This is a genomic window from Chloroherpetonaceae bacterium (assembly GCA_033763895.1).
Lineage (GTDB): Bacteria > Bacteroidota > Chlorobiia > Chlorobiales > Thermochlorobacteraceae > JANRJQ01.
In genome coordinates, this window is record JANRJQ010000004.1 from 25,029 (window position 1) to 38,425 (window position 13,397).

Consider the following 13,397-nt stretch of genomic DNA (forward strand, 5'->3'; position numbering starts at 1 on the left):
ACTATTTTCACCGTTACTTTAATCGATAAATATAGTGCTAAGGCTTCTAACCCCAACCGCTTTAACGATAGGTATCACTATAATCTTTATGCTATAAAAGTGTTACCAATGAATAAGATGATGTTTCTGAGCGGGAGAGATTAAAGATTTTTTTGTGAGGAATCAGAGGGATTTGTAGGCTCTGAGGGATTCGAACCCCCGACCTTCTCGGTGTAAACGAGACGCTCTAACCAGCTGAGCTAAAAGCCCATTGTGATTTAAACACGGGATGCAAAAGTAAAGGTTTCTTTGGAATTATCAAACTAACTCTTACAAAAACTATCACGCCATTCTTCATTTTTTTTAGTTGGGCCATTATCCTCATTGAAATGCGTGCAGGATTCCGGACAAGCCGGAATGACATATCAGGTAAGTTTCACTCTTCACTCTAACTTCTCACCTCGTCCGAAATCGCCATACCCCGCCACTGCGACATTCCACCCATCATATTAAAAACATCCTCAAACCCAACCCGTTGAAGAATTCCCGCTGCCGTTTGGCTTCGAAAGCCGTGCTCGCAAATCGTAACAATCATCTTCTCTTTTGGAATCTCTCCGGTCCGATGAACCAATTCATCAAGAGGAATATTCACTGCCGTTTTGATTCGGCGGCGAGCAAATTCGCCTTTCGTCCGTACATCCAAGAGATAAAATGAATTCGGTGCAGAGGTATCCTTCTTTTCAATCAAATCCTGAACTTGCAAAGCAGAGAGATGTTTCATCTTATCCAAATGTAAATAGTGATTCATTGGTGACTATCGCTGTTTCAAAAATCTCACTATACGATTTCAAAAACGCTTTCGTTACTACTTCCAACGAAAGAGACTGCCCAATAATTTCATGCATCGAGGTCACCGGATACTCACTAATCCCGCAAGGCACAATATGCCGAAAGTACTGCATATTGGTCGTGACATTAAGCGCAAGCCCGTGCATTGTGGTAAAGCGAGAGTAACGAATTCCCATCGCGCAAATTTTTTGATTGCCGACCCAAACGCCGGTGTAATTTTGAGATTTATCGGGATGAGATTTTCGGTAAGCACGAATTCCGAACGCATCAAGGGTGAGAATAACACATTCTTCCAAGTCGCGCAGAAACACATGAATATCTGGTTTACGCCGCTTCAAATTCACAATCGGGTAAACCACCAATTGTCCAATGCCGTGAAAGGTAATGTCTCCGCCGCGGTCAACATTAAGAATCTCAATTCCCTCTGCTTTGAGCAAATCTTCATCAATGAGCAAGTGCTCGTGCTTTGCCGTTTTGCCTAGCGTAAAAACAGGCAGATGTTCAACACTAAGCAACACATCACTTGATTCATCTTTTGATACCTCATTAAAAAAATGCCGCTGCAATGCCCACGCTTCTCGGTAAGGCATTCTGCCTAAGGGAAAGTGATTCGTTTGCTTTTTTTCCATTTGAATGACTTGAGGCGTTTAATCACCAAACTCGAGATAAAGAGGTTCCCCTTAGATATTCATCAAATATTTTATCACCGCTAACGATGTTACAGTTTCTTACAAGTGCTTGAGAAACGATTAATCGATCAAAGGGGTCGTGGTGAAAAAAAGAAAGCTGATTTAAGTGTATTAACTCTGAAAATTCAATCGGTATGATTTTAAATCCATTGTTATTTAAATCGTCGTAAAGTGATTCAAATGGACCTAAAATTTGAAGTTTCCCAAGTGAATGTTTTATTGAAATCTCCAATATACTTGAAACACTTACTAAATTTTTAGCACCTCTTGTTTCAATTTCAGCTCTTGCCACTCTTGTAAGCTGAGTGTTTCCACTTAAGTACCAAAGAAATGCGTGGGTATCAATCAATACACTCATTTCACATAATCATTAAAGTCTTGTAATGGTGCATCAAAATCATCCGACAAAATATATTTATCTTTTGCACTTCCAAATTCAGGTTCGCCCTTAACTTTGGTTAGCAGCTTTTTAGAGATAGAATCATTCGATTCCATTTTTTCAACAAATTCAATCACTGAAGCCAATTTCTTTGGGTCTAAATGACTGAGTTTTTGAACAAGTTTATTGAATAATTGATTTGCCATATTCTTCATCATTTTTTCAAGTTAAAAAACTGCCCTCACTTCTGCACGCGCTGTGTGAAGCGTTCTTCCAGTGGGAAGGGCGCGGGCATCATAACTCACTGTAGCCGTAATAAAGCTGCTGATTCGGTAGTCGCCATCCACACGCCATTGATAAGTTGTGCCTTCTAAAAATCCCCCGGTCAATTCATAAATCGCGCCGGCATCGGAAGTGTTTGTAAAACGTGTATCGGTTCGCTCAAGCAAGGCCGAAACTCGACCTTTGCCGCGGAAGGAATAAGTCGCGCGAAGTTGCTGTGCATTATAAAAAACTTCTTCAGGTGGGTTTCCATTTTGTGTCGGAAAATCATTTTGCCTGAAATCCACATTAAGCCGCAATCCGAATTCTAAATCCTGAATCGGGCGATAAGATAAATCAGGTAAAAGGCTGAAAATTGTCAAATCAAATTGTCTTCCTTGTGCTCCGGTAAACCCGCTTCCAATTGTCTCTGTTGATGCGCTAGACCGATTGGTTTGCCACTGCCCCGTTACATCAATCCCAAGTTCATAACCGACGCGTGTTACAAATCGAAAGCTTCGCTCACGAAAAATTCGCCTCTCAATTCCCAAACTAAATTGGTTCTGAGACTTCCGCTCTTGAAAGCGAAACCGAAGGTTTGTGATATCATTTTCAAAAAGAAACACATCTTGCTGAATGGTGATGGAGCCAAAAATGGTTGTTGAGTCATTTTGAAATCGGGAGAAATCAAAAAAATAGATTCGGCTTAATTCTCGTTCAAGGCTACGCTCCTCCACACGAAATAGGGTTTCGGAAGATAGCGCGGCAATGACTTTTTCAATCAAGTTTTCTCCTCTTCCCAAAAGGCGTGTCGGGCGTAAGCGAATTCGAAAGCTTGACTTTAAATCAATCGTAGGAAAGAGATCATCGGAGGGGAAAGTTCGAAGCACATACTGTAACGAATCCGTTCCAACATCCCCCAACCTGAAGGGAATAAACTCGTCAAATTCGCGCAACCGGTTTTGATTTCGATCGACCCAAATGAATGACCCAAAGCCTCGTGGGACAGGAAAAAATTGACGTTCTAATCGCGCGGTTTTTTCTGTTCCGACATCATAGAGAAATTCCGATTCCAACGCCCCCCGAAGCGGGGTGTATTTCGTTTGCAAACGCACCAAAAATGTTTCATTATCGGCGTTGCCGCGCTGCCGAAAAACCTCCGTGAATTCCCGTAAGCGGCTTGTTAGGGTGAGCTGAGCCAAGAATACCCCATCGGGGAAATAGCGCCAATCGGCTGTGATTGTTTTTGCCGCTGAAGCACGAAAAAGTTCTAAAGGAGCAGAATCATTCACTCGAACCGGCAATTCATCCGTGCGATACCCAAAGCCAAGCGTGAGGCTTTGCCCAAAAAGCCCTGTGAGTTTCAACCCTGTATTCAAATCAATGATATGATGACTATCATTTCGAAGCGAATCGAGCAAGGCATCGCGTGTATCTTTATCGCTGAGATCAATTGTAAAAAAAGGCTCCAGCCCAAAGGTGAAAATGGAAGGCAAGGCTTCACGCAATAAGATTGCCCCTTTAACGGTTTGCCGAAGCCACGTGGCACGCTCACGACTTTCTTGATTTTCGCTCTGCATATAAGACCCAACATAACTTCCGCTTCCAAGAGAATCGCCGCTAAAGGTCGCACGCAATTCATGACGTGTTGCCTCAAAGAGTCTATCACGTTTCAACCCTCCGAAAGCATAATTCAAGTTCAGTCGATTTCCTTTCGGCAAAAACGGTGAAAACCCAATGCTTGCATTGCGAATGTTTTCAGCGCTTGGCAAAGAAAAAAGCGAACGCCCATCAAAATCAATCAGGTTGAAATCGCGATTCAAATCCACCGGCAATGTGCGATCGATAAAAGCAAAGCTTCGTGAAGTATTTCTTTCAGAGAAAGCAAATTGAAGGCTTCCAAGCTTTGTAGCGCCGAGCGATATCTCTGTCGGTAAAAGGCTCGCCCCAATTTTATATGCATTTCCTGCTTTGAGCGAATCTTCAATAATTGAAAATTTATTGACATCATTTTGTGAAAGGGCACCTTCCGCTTCAATTCGAAAGCCCGAGAAAGGCCGAAGTAAAAGTGCAAAATCCATCAAATTTTGCGCGTTGGCAATTGGTAAAAGCCGGCTCGCCACATAACTTCCACCACCTTCACCGGCGTATTCGAAAATACCGATTGAAAGCCGTCGATAATTGCCAATGCCATCACCGGCAAAACTGAATATCGGACTCCAAATTGCTCCCGTAGCGCCTTGACCGAGATAGCGATACACCTTTTGAACAACTCCATTTACCACTGTATCCACTTGCTCGTAACTCCCGGCAGGAAAGCCTTGTGCATCGAAGCCTCGAAAGAAACCGCTTGTGTCGCTCGCTTTAAATCGGTCTCCACCGGCAGCAGCAAGGATTCGTTTTGCGTCATCGCTGAGCAAGAAATCGATGGGAGAATTTTCATCGTCCGATTCATTGATGTAAGTGGCTTGCAAGGTGAGGAGTGAATCAAATAAGGAAGCGTTTGTTTTGCCTGAAATGTAATTTCTTGGGTAAAGCCGATCGGTATATTGAAAGTCTGCCGTGATTCGGGATTGCTGCGTGATTAGTCGTCGAGGTTGAAAAAGAATTTCTCCCGTTCCATATTCGATAACGTAATCATTGTTTTGCCCGCGCACCTGCAAAACCCCATCAACATAAATGCGTTCGGTTCCGGCAAGCACAACAATGAAAGGTTCGTTATTGACCCCACGAAGTCGATACGGCCCTTGAACCCCATCCTGACCGTTAAACTGATTGAACGCAAACCGCCCTCGCGAAACGGCAAAAGCTGCGGTGCTTTTAAGCGAGAATGCCGATTGGCCAAAATCCGTTGCCCCACCTACTTCAGCGCCTTGAAGCCTACGACTTAAATTAGCAAATTCCGTTCCTTGAAATTCACTTACGAAATCGCCGATGACTGCTTTCGCTGCCTTCGATTTAATTTCAACATAAACACGATCGAATTCAGAAAGCGTTTGCGTGTTTCCCTCTGGCTGAATCGGTGTGTTTTCATCTGTCAATGCCGCCGACACCGTTACCCCGTCAGCGATTTCACCGTCCAATTGCAATCGCAAGCCGGAAGTCACATTTAAATCTTGATTTGACCCTACATTAATTCCGCGAATAATCGACCCTGATTTCCGAAGCTTGGTATTTCCAAATAAATCATCGATTGCAGGTTTTGGAGCGGTCTTCACTTTTAATGTATCACGGCGTTTTTTTTCTTCTTGATATTGGGCTGTTTTCGCTGGCGTTATCTCCAGTTCCTTTTTGTAAAACTCTGTTTTCAAGCGGATTGGCAAAGCACGGTAGCGAATATCAATTTGGTGAGTTGAAGTGTCGAATGGGGTGCGAATAAAAAATATCATTCCTTTAGAAGCATCAAGTCGGTACTTCGAACGGTCCAATGCCAATTGATCAATGGCGATTTTAATCGATGATTGAAAAATGAAAGTATTGGGAAGTTGAATGGAATCTGGGATTGGCCCTTGATAACTTGCCACGAATTCGCCCGACTTTGATGCCTTTGCTTTTAAGGTATCACTTCGGTTTTGTGTGCTTTTTTCTTGCAAATCAATAGAGGATTTTGGCTGATTTTTCTTCTTTATTTTAGCGTGGAGATTTCGTTGCGAAGGGGATTTAGGCTTTTTTTCGTGACTTTTTGCAAAAACTGAAGTATTGTTAAACAAACAAAAAGTGAGTAGCAATACGAACACAATTCCGCGTCGAAAGGAACACTTGCGAATTTTTATGCAAGTAAATTTGCGTGAGGATTCCGGTTTTCGTTTGTTCATTCCGTTCTATTCAGGAAGGGCAGTTTTTTCTCGCTTCAATGCCTCTTTTGCAAGTTCAGTGCTTTCACCTTTCGCGTAGAGTAAAGCTAGAAGTCGCCAAAGCTGTTTTTTATTCTCGCGTTCCGCAAAATTTCGTAAGGGTGCCGCGCCTTCATTGGCAATCCATAACTTCATTTCCTTCGTGATCGGGGTTCCTTTTCCTTGTACCTTCGCCCTTTTTTCTTTGATTCCGCTATCAATCAATCTGGTCGCAGAAAGCGCAAAATTATAAATCGTATTTCGAATAAGTTTTTTTTCGTCCGCACTTCGCTCTTCGTCTTTGTGACGCTCGATTTGAAGGGCCGAGATGATAAATTTAAAATCGACGTAAGATTCTAGCGTTTCTTGTTGATTGAGTTTTCGATATGCCTTTGCATATTTTTTTGAAAGTTCCTTCTTACAGTATTGATGAAAGTTGAACTCACCGTTTTCAAAAACAGAAAGAAAGGATTGATTTACCAATGAATCACTTCTTAAATCAGTAATGGCAAAGGCTTTTATTGCTTCAAATGGTGCCCAATACACCAAGTAGGTTCTGAAGTAAAGCGAATCAGCATCGTAAATGGTATGAGACAGAAACGGTTCGCCGTTTTTCTCTAAAAATTTTCGGGTGCTCTCTTGAACACGCGTGAAGATTGAATCATCCAAAATTAAATTTCCAATTGAGTCGGTTTTTCTTTCGCTTGAGATTTTAAGAAGCTTTTCGGAGTAATATCGTTTCATCACAGTTAAAGCCAATTGTTTAGAGGAATCGGCTGTCGATGAAGTTGCTTGCCCAAATACGGTTACAACACCTAAATCACTCAAAGTTCGGTGAGCTTCGGAGAGGAGAAAGAAGACTTTAATCTCTTCTGCGGTTTGAGCATACGCCAAATGCAATTTACCACTTAAAGAAAAAACAAGCAGCAAAACATAAAATGGCTTTAATCGATGCTTTAATGAGCCAATAAACGACATGAAAAAAAGAAATGACTTACGAGGAAAGACTTCCTTCAATAAATAATACGCCTTCAAACCGCTTTTTGAAAAGTGGATTTTAAGATAAACGCAAAAGCCCCGAAAAACGGGGCTTTTGCTTTACCACAATAAAGTTTACTTGCGGATTTCAAGCTCAGCAATAATCTTACGATATCGGATAACATCAACCTTAGTAAGGTAGCTGAGTAATCGTTTGCGCTTTCCGACCAGCTTAAAAAGCCCATACCGTGAATGGTTATCATTCGGGTTGGCTGTGACATGCTTGGTGAGGTCATTAATGTGCTCTGTTAAAAGAGCAATCTGTGCCTCCGAAGAGCCTGTATTTTCTGGCTTTCCGCCGTGTTTCGTAATCAATTCGGTTTTCTTTGTTTTCGTGACCGCCATTGTAATAAAAGATAGTTGTTAGTAAAAAATACTTTATTGAATGATGTGATACTCGTCTGAATATTCGAGAATTGCTTTTATATCTTTTTGAATTTGATCTTTCAAAGCATCAATTGTTGGAAATTTCTGTTCATCACGAATTCGCTCCAACAAGTTAAAACTTAATTCCTTTCCGTATAAATCTCCCTCATATCCAATCATATGCGCTTCTACCCTTAATTCCGAAACACTTGTTACAGAAGGTCGAAATCCGATGTTCATCGCTGCCGCATACTTCTTTCCTAAAACCGTTGTTTCGGCAAAATAAACCCCAGTTTTCGGAATCAATTTTTCCGGCAAAAGACTTAGGTTTGCCGTAGGAAAGCCAATCCTTCGACCTAACTTATTTCCCTCAATCACCAAACCGCTTAAGCAATAGGGCGATTTCAGCATTCGATTCGCAATCCTTAAATCTCCCGATTCCAATGCTTTTCGAATTGACGAACTTGAAACATGCTCTCCATCCAAGTTTTGCTCCTCAACCATCGAGACAAAAAAACCGTGCTCCAAAGAGAGTTTTTTCAAGGTTTCAATAGTACCCATTCGGTCTTTGCCAAACCCGTGGTCATAACCAATAACCACACCTGCAATCTGCAATTCGTCAATTAAAACCTTCCGAACAAATTCATCTGCACGCATCCTTGAAAATTCTCGCGTGAACCGAATTACGACAATTTCATCAAGACCCAACGATTCAAAATGCGCTAGTTTTTCGCTTAAGGTAGTGAGTATCTTAGGCCTACTTTCCGGAGCTAAAACCAGCCGGGGATGAGGGTCAAAGGTAATTAAGACACTCTTTAAGCTTTTCTCCCGTGCTTCGCGAATAACTTCTTCTATGATTTCGCGATGCCCCAAATGAACCCCATCATAAGAACCCAAAGTCAATACACACTTTGACTTTTTCTGCAAGGTATGTCTTAAACCTTTTTGATTGTTTAGGTCAAATGATTCAAAGTGAAAAGGAACATCTGAATCATCATTATTGTAAGAAAGCCTAAAAACTTGCATCGATTTCGTTTACTCCACCCATAGATTCTTCAATTTTACCGTTAGCCATTTTATTCTCCCGATTCATTTGATTCGTATCCAATTTGGGTTCATTTTCTTCACCTTTTTCTTCTCCCTTACGAATCATTTTCCCGCTTAAGCCATTGTTCAGGATTTCTTCACAATGCTTTTCGATAGGCTTTGAATCGGTAATTACAAAATCGCCGACTTTTGTTCTTCTTAATTCTCTTAAATAAGCGCCAACCCCAAGTTTTTCTCCAATATCATTTGCAAGAGCACGAATGTAAGTTCCTTTCGACACTCGAACTCGAATCACTACTTCAGGAGCTTGATAAGAAAGCAATTCAATAGCAAAAATTTCGATTGGCTTTGGTTTTCGTTCAACACTTCTTCCCGCTCGGGCGATTTCATAAAGTCTTTTTCCTTGATGCCACGTCGCTGAAAACATCGGTGGCATTTGTTCCTGACGCCCTTCAAAGGACCGAATCACCTCTTCGATTAATTCTTGACGAAGCGAGGAAATGTCACGATGATCATACTCTTCACTTTCCCCATCAAAACTTGGTGTCTTAACACCTAAGCGAATCACGGCTTCGTATTCTTTATCCAAATGCTCAAGCGCGGCGATTTTTTTCGTTTGCTTTCCACTTGCAACAATAAGCACTCCGGTTGCAAGAGGATCAAGCGTTCCTGCATGACCAACCCTCACTTTACCTACACCCGCACGCGAATACGCGTTACGAATTTTCGCTACCGCATCGAAGGAAGTCCATCCCAAAGGCTTGTCAATATTGCGAATTTCGCCTTCCGGTTGAGGCAGTCCCTCTTTTTTTACTTTTCTGCTTTTAACCACGCGTTTCAATCATCGCTAAAAAAATCAGAATGCTCTTTATGCGAAAAACCGGCATTTCGCCGGCTCGGTTGGGTAAAGCCTACAAATATAATGCACAGCAAAGGAAACTCCATATTTCTTTAGGATTCTTTTTTGTTGATAAATATTTATTGACGTCTTAAAATTATCAACTTAATCCCCTTCAAAATTTGAGAATGAAACTGAATGGGCTTACATTTGCACCGATGTTTTCATTTAAAAAATTCACAGTTATTGGAATCACATTTGTTGAAAGTGTGAAAATCCCGTCTCCAATATTTCTTTTGTGAAAATTATTTTTTTAAGTATCAAAGGGGTTAAAATGGAAGTTTCTCCGATTATCGAATCCTATCTGCCGGTTTTCATCATTATTTCTCTTGCAGTTGTTCTTGGAGCAATTCTCTCTTTTCTTGGAATTATCATTGGCCCTAAACGCAAATCAGCTGTAAAACTTTCTGTTTATGAATCCGGCGTCGAACCCGTTGGAAACGCAAAAAACCGTGTTTCGGTTAAGTATTACTTAGTTGCAATGCTCTTTATCATTTTTGATATCGAAGTTGTCTTTATGTATCCGTGGGCTGTCAGCTTTCGTGAAATGGGAATTGCTGGTTTTTTGCCGATGCTAACCTTTGTGATTCTATTGTTTGCAGGATACTACTATGTGCTACGAAAAGGCGGATTAAAATGGGATTAATTAGTTTTTCGAATAAATAAACACTCCCAATTCGTTTACATCTAACAATCGATTCAAATTTATGTCAAATCAAAATCCGTTTGGTGATGGTTTTGTAACAACCACTCTCGATGCACTCACAAATTGGGCGCGAGCCAATTCTCTTTGGCCGATGCCGATGGGACTTTCTTGCTGTGCAATTGAAATGATGGCTATGGCCGGTCCGAAGTATGATGTTTCGCGATTCGGCTCAGAGGTGTTCCGCTTTTCCCCTCGCCAAAGCGATTTGATGATTGTTGCTGGAACGGTGACTTATAAAATGGCTCATGTTGTCAAAAAAATTTGGGATCAAATGCCTGAGCCAAAATGGTGCATTGCAATGGGGGCTTGCAGTTCTACTGGCGGAATGTTTCGCTCTTATCCGGTTCTTCAAGGGGTTGATCAAATTATTCCTGTTGATGTTTACGTACCCGGATGCCCACCACGCCCTGATGCCGTGATTCACGCGCTTATGGAAATCCAAGAAAAAGTAAAACGGGAGAGACACTCCTTTCAAAATGCGCTTCTTTCTGATACCGCTTATACCAAGATTCTTCAAGCAGAAGAAAAAAATACACTCGTTTTGCAAAAGTAATTTGATTATGCTTTCGGCCAATTTGAAAAAATAGTTTTATGAGTATCTCATTCGATGAATTTTCAGCGCACTTTTCAAACGAAATTCGCGAAAAAACAACTTTCCGAGGTGAAACCACCTTTCTTATCAACCCGTTGGAAATCGAACGTGTTTGTATCTTTTTAAAATCCAAACTTGGCTTTACCTACCTTACTGATATTTGCGGTGCTGACCGGTTTACACCGGAAGATCGATTTGAAGTTGTCTATAATCTTTTCAATCCTGAATCGAAATTCCGCTTACGGCTCAAGGTTTGGGTTAATGAAGAAAATCCGGTAGTTCAAACTGTTACTAGCGTATGGCAATCGGCCAATTGGTATGAACGCGAAACTTACGATATGTATGGGGTCATCTTCAAAGGCCATCCCGATTTGAGACGAATGTACATGACGGAAGATTTCGAATATTTTCCACTTCGAAAGGAATATCCTTTAGTCGGTGTTGCAGGAAGCATTCCACTTCCAGAAATTGACCCAAAAGCCAATAATCGAGAAGCGGCCGAGCGTTATAACCGCGGCGAAACCGTATAACCCAATCATTCATTTCTATGTCGTTACACCAAGTATCAGAAATCGCAAGTGGGTACGAACAGTTGCCAAAGCCCCGTGCCACATTTGATAATCGCTTTGGCGAAAGAAAAAAAATTTATGAGGTTCTTGAAGATCGTGATACCACTATCGTCTTACAAGATGACCCGTTAGAATCAACGATGGTTTTGAATATGGGGCCACAGCACCCCGCAACTCACGGCGTACTTCGCGTAGTGCTTAAGCTTGATGGTGAAACTGTGCTTTCTGCTGTTCCAGAACTTGGCTACTTACATCGGGCGATGGAAAAACTCGCGGAAAACAAAACCTATCACGAATTCATGCCCTATACCGATCGGCTTGATTACATGTCGCCTTATTCCAATAATACGGCATTATGCTTAGCGGTCGAAAAACTTGGAGATATCAAAGTTCCCCCACGCGCTGTTTACATCCGAACCATTATGTGCGAACTCGCACGGATATCATCACATCTCTTGTGGCTTGGTACAATGGTTATGGATACCGGAGCTGTATCGATGTTCCTCTGGACTTTTGAAGAGCGTGAGCACATTTATAACATGTTCGATATGCTCACAGGTGCTCGATTCACGATTTCACACTGCCGTGTTGGAGGCGTCGCGTCCGATTTCTCATCTGAAATGGTGAACTACATGACCGGATGGCTTAAGGAATTCAAAAAGCGGATTCCGGAGTGGCGAATGATGCTTGACCGCAACCGCATTTTTATCGAAAGAATGGAAGGCATTGGCGTTATTTCTAAAGCAGACGCATTGGATTTGGGTCTCACCGGCCCAAATCTTCGTGCAAGCGGTGTTGCGATGGATGTTCGAAAAGATGAACCTTACTTGGCATATCCCGAACTCAACTTTAAGGTGCCTATTTTTGAAAATGGTGATTGCTACGCTCGGTACTTGGTTCGAATGGAAGAAATGGAGGAAAGTGTCAAACTCTTAGAGCAAGCTTTGAAAAAATTACCCAAAGGCGATGTACGTACCGATAACGCGAAAGTTTCTTACCCTTGGAAATCTGAAATCTATCACTCGATGGAAGCACTCATTCATGATTTTATGATGACCCACGAAGGGATTCAGATGCCCAAAGGTGAAATTTATCATGCCATTGAAGCGCCTAAAGGTGAACTTGGATTCTATTTGCAATCTGACGGCAGTGGTTATCCTTGGCGTTTGAAGATTCGAAGTCCTTCTTTTTGTAACCTTCAAGCCTTACCACATTTGGTAGAAGGCGGAATGATCGCTGATGTGGTGGTGAGTATAGGCAGCTTAGACCCGGTAATGGGAGAAGCAGATAAGTAAAAATAAAAATGTGACTAATATCTTAAGTGATATTCGTTTTAATTTTAAATAGTTTGAATCTGTGCTTAATTCAACGCTACTTTTTTTTTTATTGAATTCACTTTGCTGAACTGACTTTTTTATCTCGCAATCGGATATTCAACATTTCAACAGCAAATGAAAAAGCCATTGCAAAATAAACATACCCTTTAGGCACGTGGAATTTAAATCCTTCAGCTACAAGCAACATTCCAATCATCATCAAAAAAGAGAGCGCAAGAATTTTCATAGTGGGGTGGTGATGTATAAAATTCGAAACCGATTCTGAAAAAATGAGCATAACTCCCAATGACAAAAGTACCGCGATAATCATAATTGACACCTGCTGAACAAGCCCAATTGCGGTGATAATCGAATCGATTGAAAAAACCACATCAAGTACAATAATCTGAAAAATAACCGCAACAAATGTTGAGCCAACGCTTGAATTGGCTTTTTCATCTTCATTTTCAAATTTATTATGAATTTCCACTGTAGCCTTGGCGAGTAAAAACAGCCCTCCCATAAGGAGAATCAAATCCCTCCCACTGACATCTTGACCCATTACATGAAATAGTGGTGCTGTTAACGTAGCAAGCCACGAAATTGCAAATAACAGGCCGATTCGAAAGACCAATGCAAGCAGTAATCCGATTGTTCTTGCTTTACCTTGTTGGACTTTGGGGAGTTTTCCAACAATAATGGCGATAAAGATGATGTTATCGATACCCAACACAATTTCCATTACTGTCAGGCTTAATAAGCTAATCCAAGTATCAGGAAAAGAGAAAAGGGTTAATAAATCTCCCATAAATTTCTATTGATGCTCTCAATAGTTAAGTGAATAAAAAAACCCTATTCGAATGAATAGGGTTTTG

The 13,397-nt window shown here is 41.4% G+C and carries 14 protein-coding genes and 1 tRNA gene; 4 read left to right on the plus strand and 11 right to left on the minus strand.

The genetic code is table 11. The annotated features are described in order from the left end of the window. Positions 1 to 175: 175 nt before the first annotated feature. From SFU91_00785 to truB, 10 genes are all read right to left on the minus strand, one after another. A tRNA-Val gene (locus tag SFU91_00785) sits at positions 176 to 249 on the minus strand. A gap of 178 nt (positions 250 to 427) precedes the next feature. Next, positions 428 to 787 carry a rhodanese-like domain-containing protein gene (locus SFU91_00790; protein ID MDX2127553.1) on the minus strand — a complete coding sequence of 120 codons (360 nt, stop codon included), beginning with the start codon at positions 785 to 787 and terminating at the stop codon, positions 428 to 430. After that, a complete protein-coding gene (gene lipB, locus SFU91_00795) occupies positions 762 to 1,457 on the minus strand; it encodes a lipoyl(octanoyl) transferase LipB (GenBank protein ID MDX2127554.1) in 696 nt (231 codons plus the stop codon). Before lipB ends, SFU91_00790 begins: the two co-directional genes overlap by 26 nt. A gap of 22 nt (positions 1,458 to 1,479) precedes the next feature. After that, entirely contained in the window at positions 1,480 to 1,875 is a 396-nt protein-coding gene (locus SFU91_00800) for a type II toxin-antitoxin system VapC family toxin (protein ID MDX2127555.1), read from the minus strand. After that, positions 1,872 to 2,102, minus strand: a complete 231-nt coding sequence (locus tag SFU91_00805; GenBank protein ID MDX2127556.1) for a DUF2281 domain-containing protein — start codon at positions 2,100 to 2,102, stop codon at positions 1,872 to 1,874. The genes SFU91_00800 and SFU91_00805 overlap by 4 nt, the downstream gene beginning before the upstream one ends. Positions 2,103 to 2,123: 21 nt before the next feature. Then, positions 2,124 to 5,750 (minus strand): hypothetical protein, encoded by a 3,627-nt coding sequence (locus tag SFU91_00810; protein ID MDX2127557.1) that lies wholly within the window; start codon positions 5,748 to 5,750, stop codon positions 2,124 to 2,126. 228 nt (positions 5,751 to 5,978) lie between these two features. Further along, positions 5,979 to 6,968 (minus strand): hypothetical protein, encoded by a 990-nt coding sequence (locus tag SFU91_00815; GenBank protein ID MDX2127558.1) that lies wholly within the window; start codon positions 6,966 to 6,968, stop codon positions 5,979 to 5,981. Between the two features lie 135 nt (positions 6,969 to 7,103). Further along, complete coding sequence (rpsO, locus tag SFU91_00820) at positions 7,104 to 7,373, minus strand: 30S ribosomal protein S15 (protein ID MDX2127559.1); 270 nt, start codon at positions 7,371 to 7,373, stop codon at positions 7,104 to 7,106. Positions 7,374 to 7,406: 33 nt separating this feature from the next. Continuing rightward, positions 7,407 to 8,420 (minus strand): bifunctional riboflavin kinase/FAD synthetase, encoded by a 1,014-nt coding sequence (locus SFU91_00825; protein ID MDX2127560.1) that lies wholly within the window; start codon positions 8,418 to 8,420, stop codon positions 7,407 to 7,409. Then, positions 8,407 to 9,273 carry a tRNA pseudouridine(55) synthase TruB gene (gene truB / locus SFU91_00830; GenBank protein MDX2127561.1) on the minus strand — a complete coding sequence of 289 codons (867 nt, stop codon included), beginning with the start codon at positions 9,271 to 9,273 and terminating at the stop codon, positions 8,407 to 8,409. Before truB ends, SFU91_00825 begins: the two co-directional genes overlap by 14 nt. 304 nt (positions 9,274 to 9,577) lie before the next feature. Between truB and SFU91_00835 the strand changes: the two genes are divergently transcribed. The 4 genes from SFU91_00835 to nuoD all read left to right on the plus strand — a co-directional run bounded on the left by SFU91_00835 (position 9,578) and on the right by nuoD (position 12,501). Then, entirely contained in the window at positions 9,578 to 9,985 is a 408-nt protein-coding gene (locus tag SFU91_00835) for an NADH-quinone oxidoreductase subunit A (protein MDX2127562.1), read from the plus strand. A gap of 61 nt (positions 9,986 to 10,046) precedes the next feature. Further along, positions 10,047 to 10,598 (plus strand): NADH-quinone oxidoreductase subunit NuoB, encoded by a 552-nt coding sequence (nuoB, locus tag SFU91_00840; protein MDX2127563.1) that lies wholly within the window; start codon positions 10,047 to 10,049, stop codon positions 10,596 to 10,598. Positions 10,599 to 10,636: 38 nt separating this feature from the next. Then, complete coding sequence (locus SFU91_00845) at positions 10,637 to 11,167, plus strand: NADH-quinone oxidoreductase subunit C (protein MDX2127564.1); 531 nt, start codon at positions 10,637 to 10,639, stop codon at positions 11,165 to 11,167. 17 nt (positions 11,168 to 11,184) lie between these two features. After that, entirely contained in the window at positions 11,185 to 12,501 is a 1,317-nt protein-coding gene (gene nuoD / locus SFU91_00850) for an NADH dehydrogenase (quinone) subunit D (protein MDX2127565.1), read from the plus strand. Between the two features lie 97 nt (positions 12,502 to 12,598). Here nuoD and SFU91_00855 read toward each other — a convergent pair whose 3' ends face one another. Continuing rightward, entirely contained in the window at positions 12,599 to 13,330 is a 732-nt protein-coding gene (locus tag SFU91_00855; protein ID MDX2127566.1) for a TerC family protein, read from the minus strand. Positions 13,331 to 13,397: the final 67 nt, after the last annotated feature.

Excerpts from the sequence above, each read along its gene's own strand:
- rpsO (MDX2127559.1), bottom strand. The coding sequence starts at position 7,373 with ATGGCGGTCACGAAAACAAAGAAAACCGAATTGATTACGAAACACGGC.
- SFU91_00855 (MDX2127566.1), bottom strand. The coding sequence starts at position 13,330 with ATGGGAGATTTATTAACCCTTTTCTCTTTTCCTGATACTTGGATTAGC.
- SFU91_00790 (MDX2127553.1), bottom strand. The coding sequence starts at position 787 with ATGAATCACTATTTACATTTGGATAAGATGAAACATCTCTCTGCTTTG.
- SFU91_00805 (MDX2127556.1), bottom strand. The coding sequence starts at position 2,102 with ATGGCAAATCAATTATTCAATAAACTTGTTCAAAAACTCAGTCATTTA.
- SFU91_00800 (MDX2127555.1), bottom strand. The coding sequence starts at position 1,875 with ATGAGTGTATTGATTGATACCCACGCATTTCTTTGGTACTTAAGTGGA.
- lipB (MDX2127554.1), bottom strand. The coding sequence starts at position 1,457 with ATGGAAAAAAAGCAAACGAATCACTTTCCCTTAGGCAGAATGCCTTAC.
- SFU91_00815 (MDX2127558.1), bottom strand. The coding sequence starts at position 6,968 with ATGTCGTTTATTGGCTCATTAAAGCATCGATTAAAGCCATTTTATGTT.
- nuoB (MDX2127563.1), top strand. The coding sequence starts at position 10,047 with ATGTCAAATCAAAATCCGTTTGGTGATGGTTTTGTAACAACCACTCTC.
- SFU91_00825 (MDX2127560.1), bottom strand. The coding sequence starts at position 8,420 with ATGCAAGTTTTTAGGCTTTCTTACAATAATGATGATTCAGATGTTCCT.
- SFU91_00845 (MDX2127564.1), top strand. The coding sequence starts at position 10,637 with ATGAGTATCTCATTCGATGAATTTTCAGCGCACTTTTCAAACGAAATT.
- nuoD (MDX2127565.1), top strand. The coding sequence starts at position 11,185 with ATGTCGTTACACCAAGTATCAGAAATCGCAAGTGGGTACGAACAGTTG.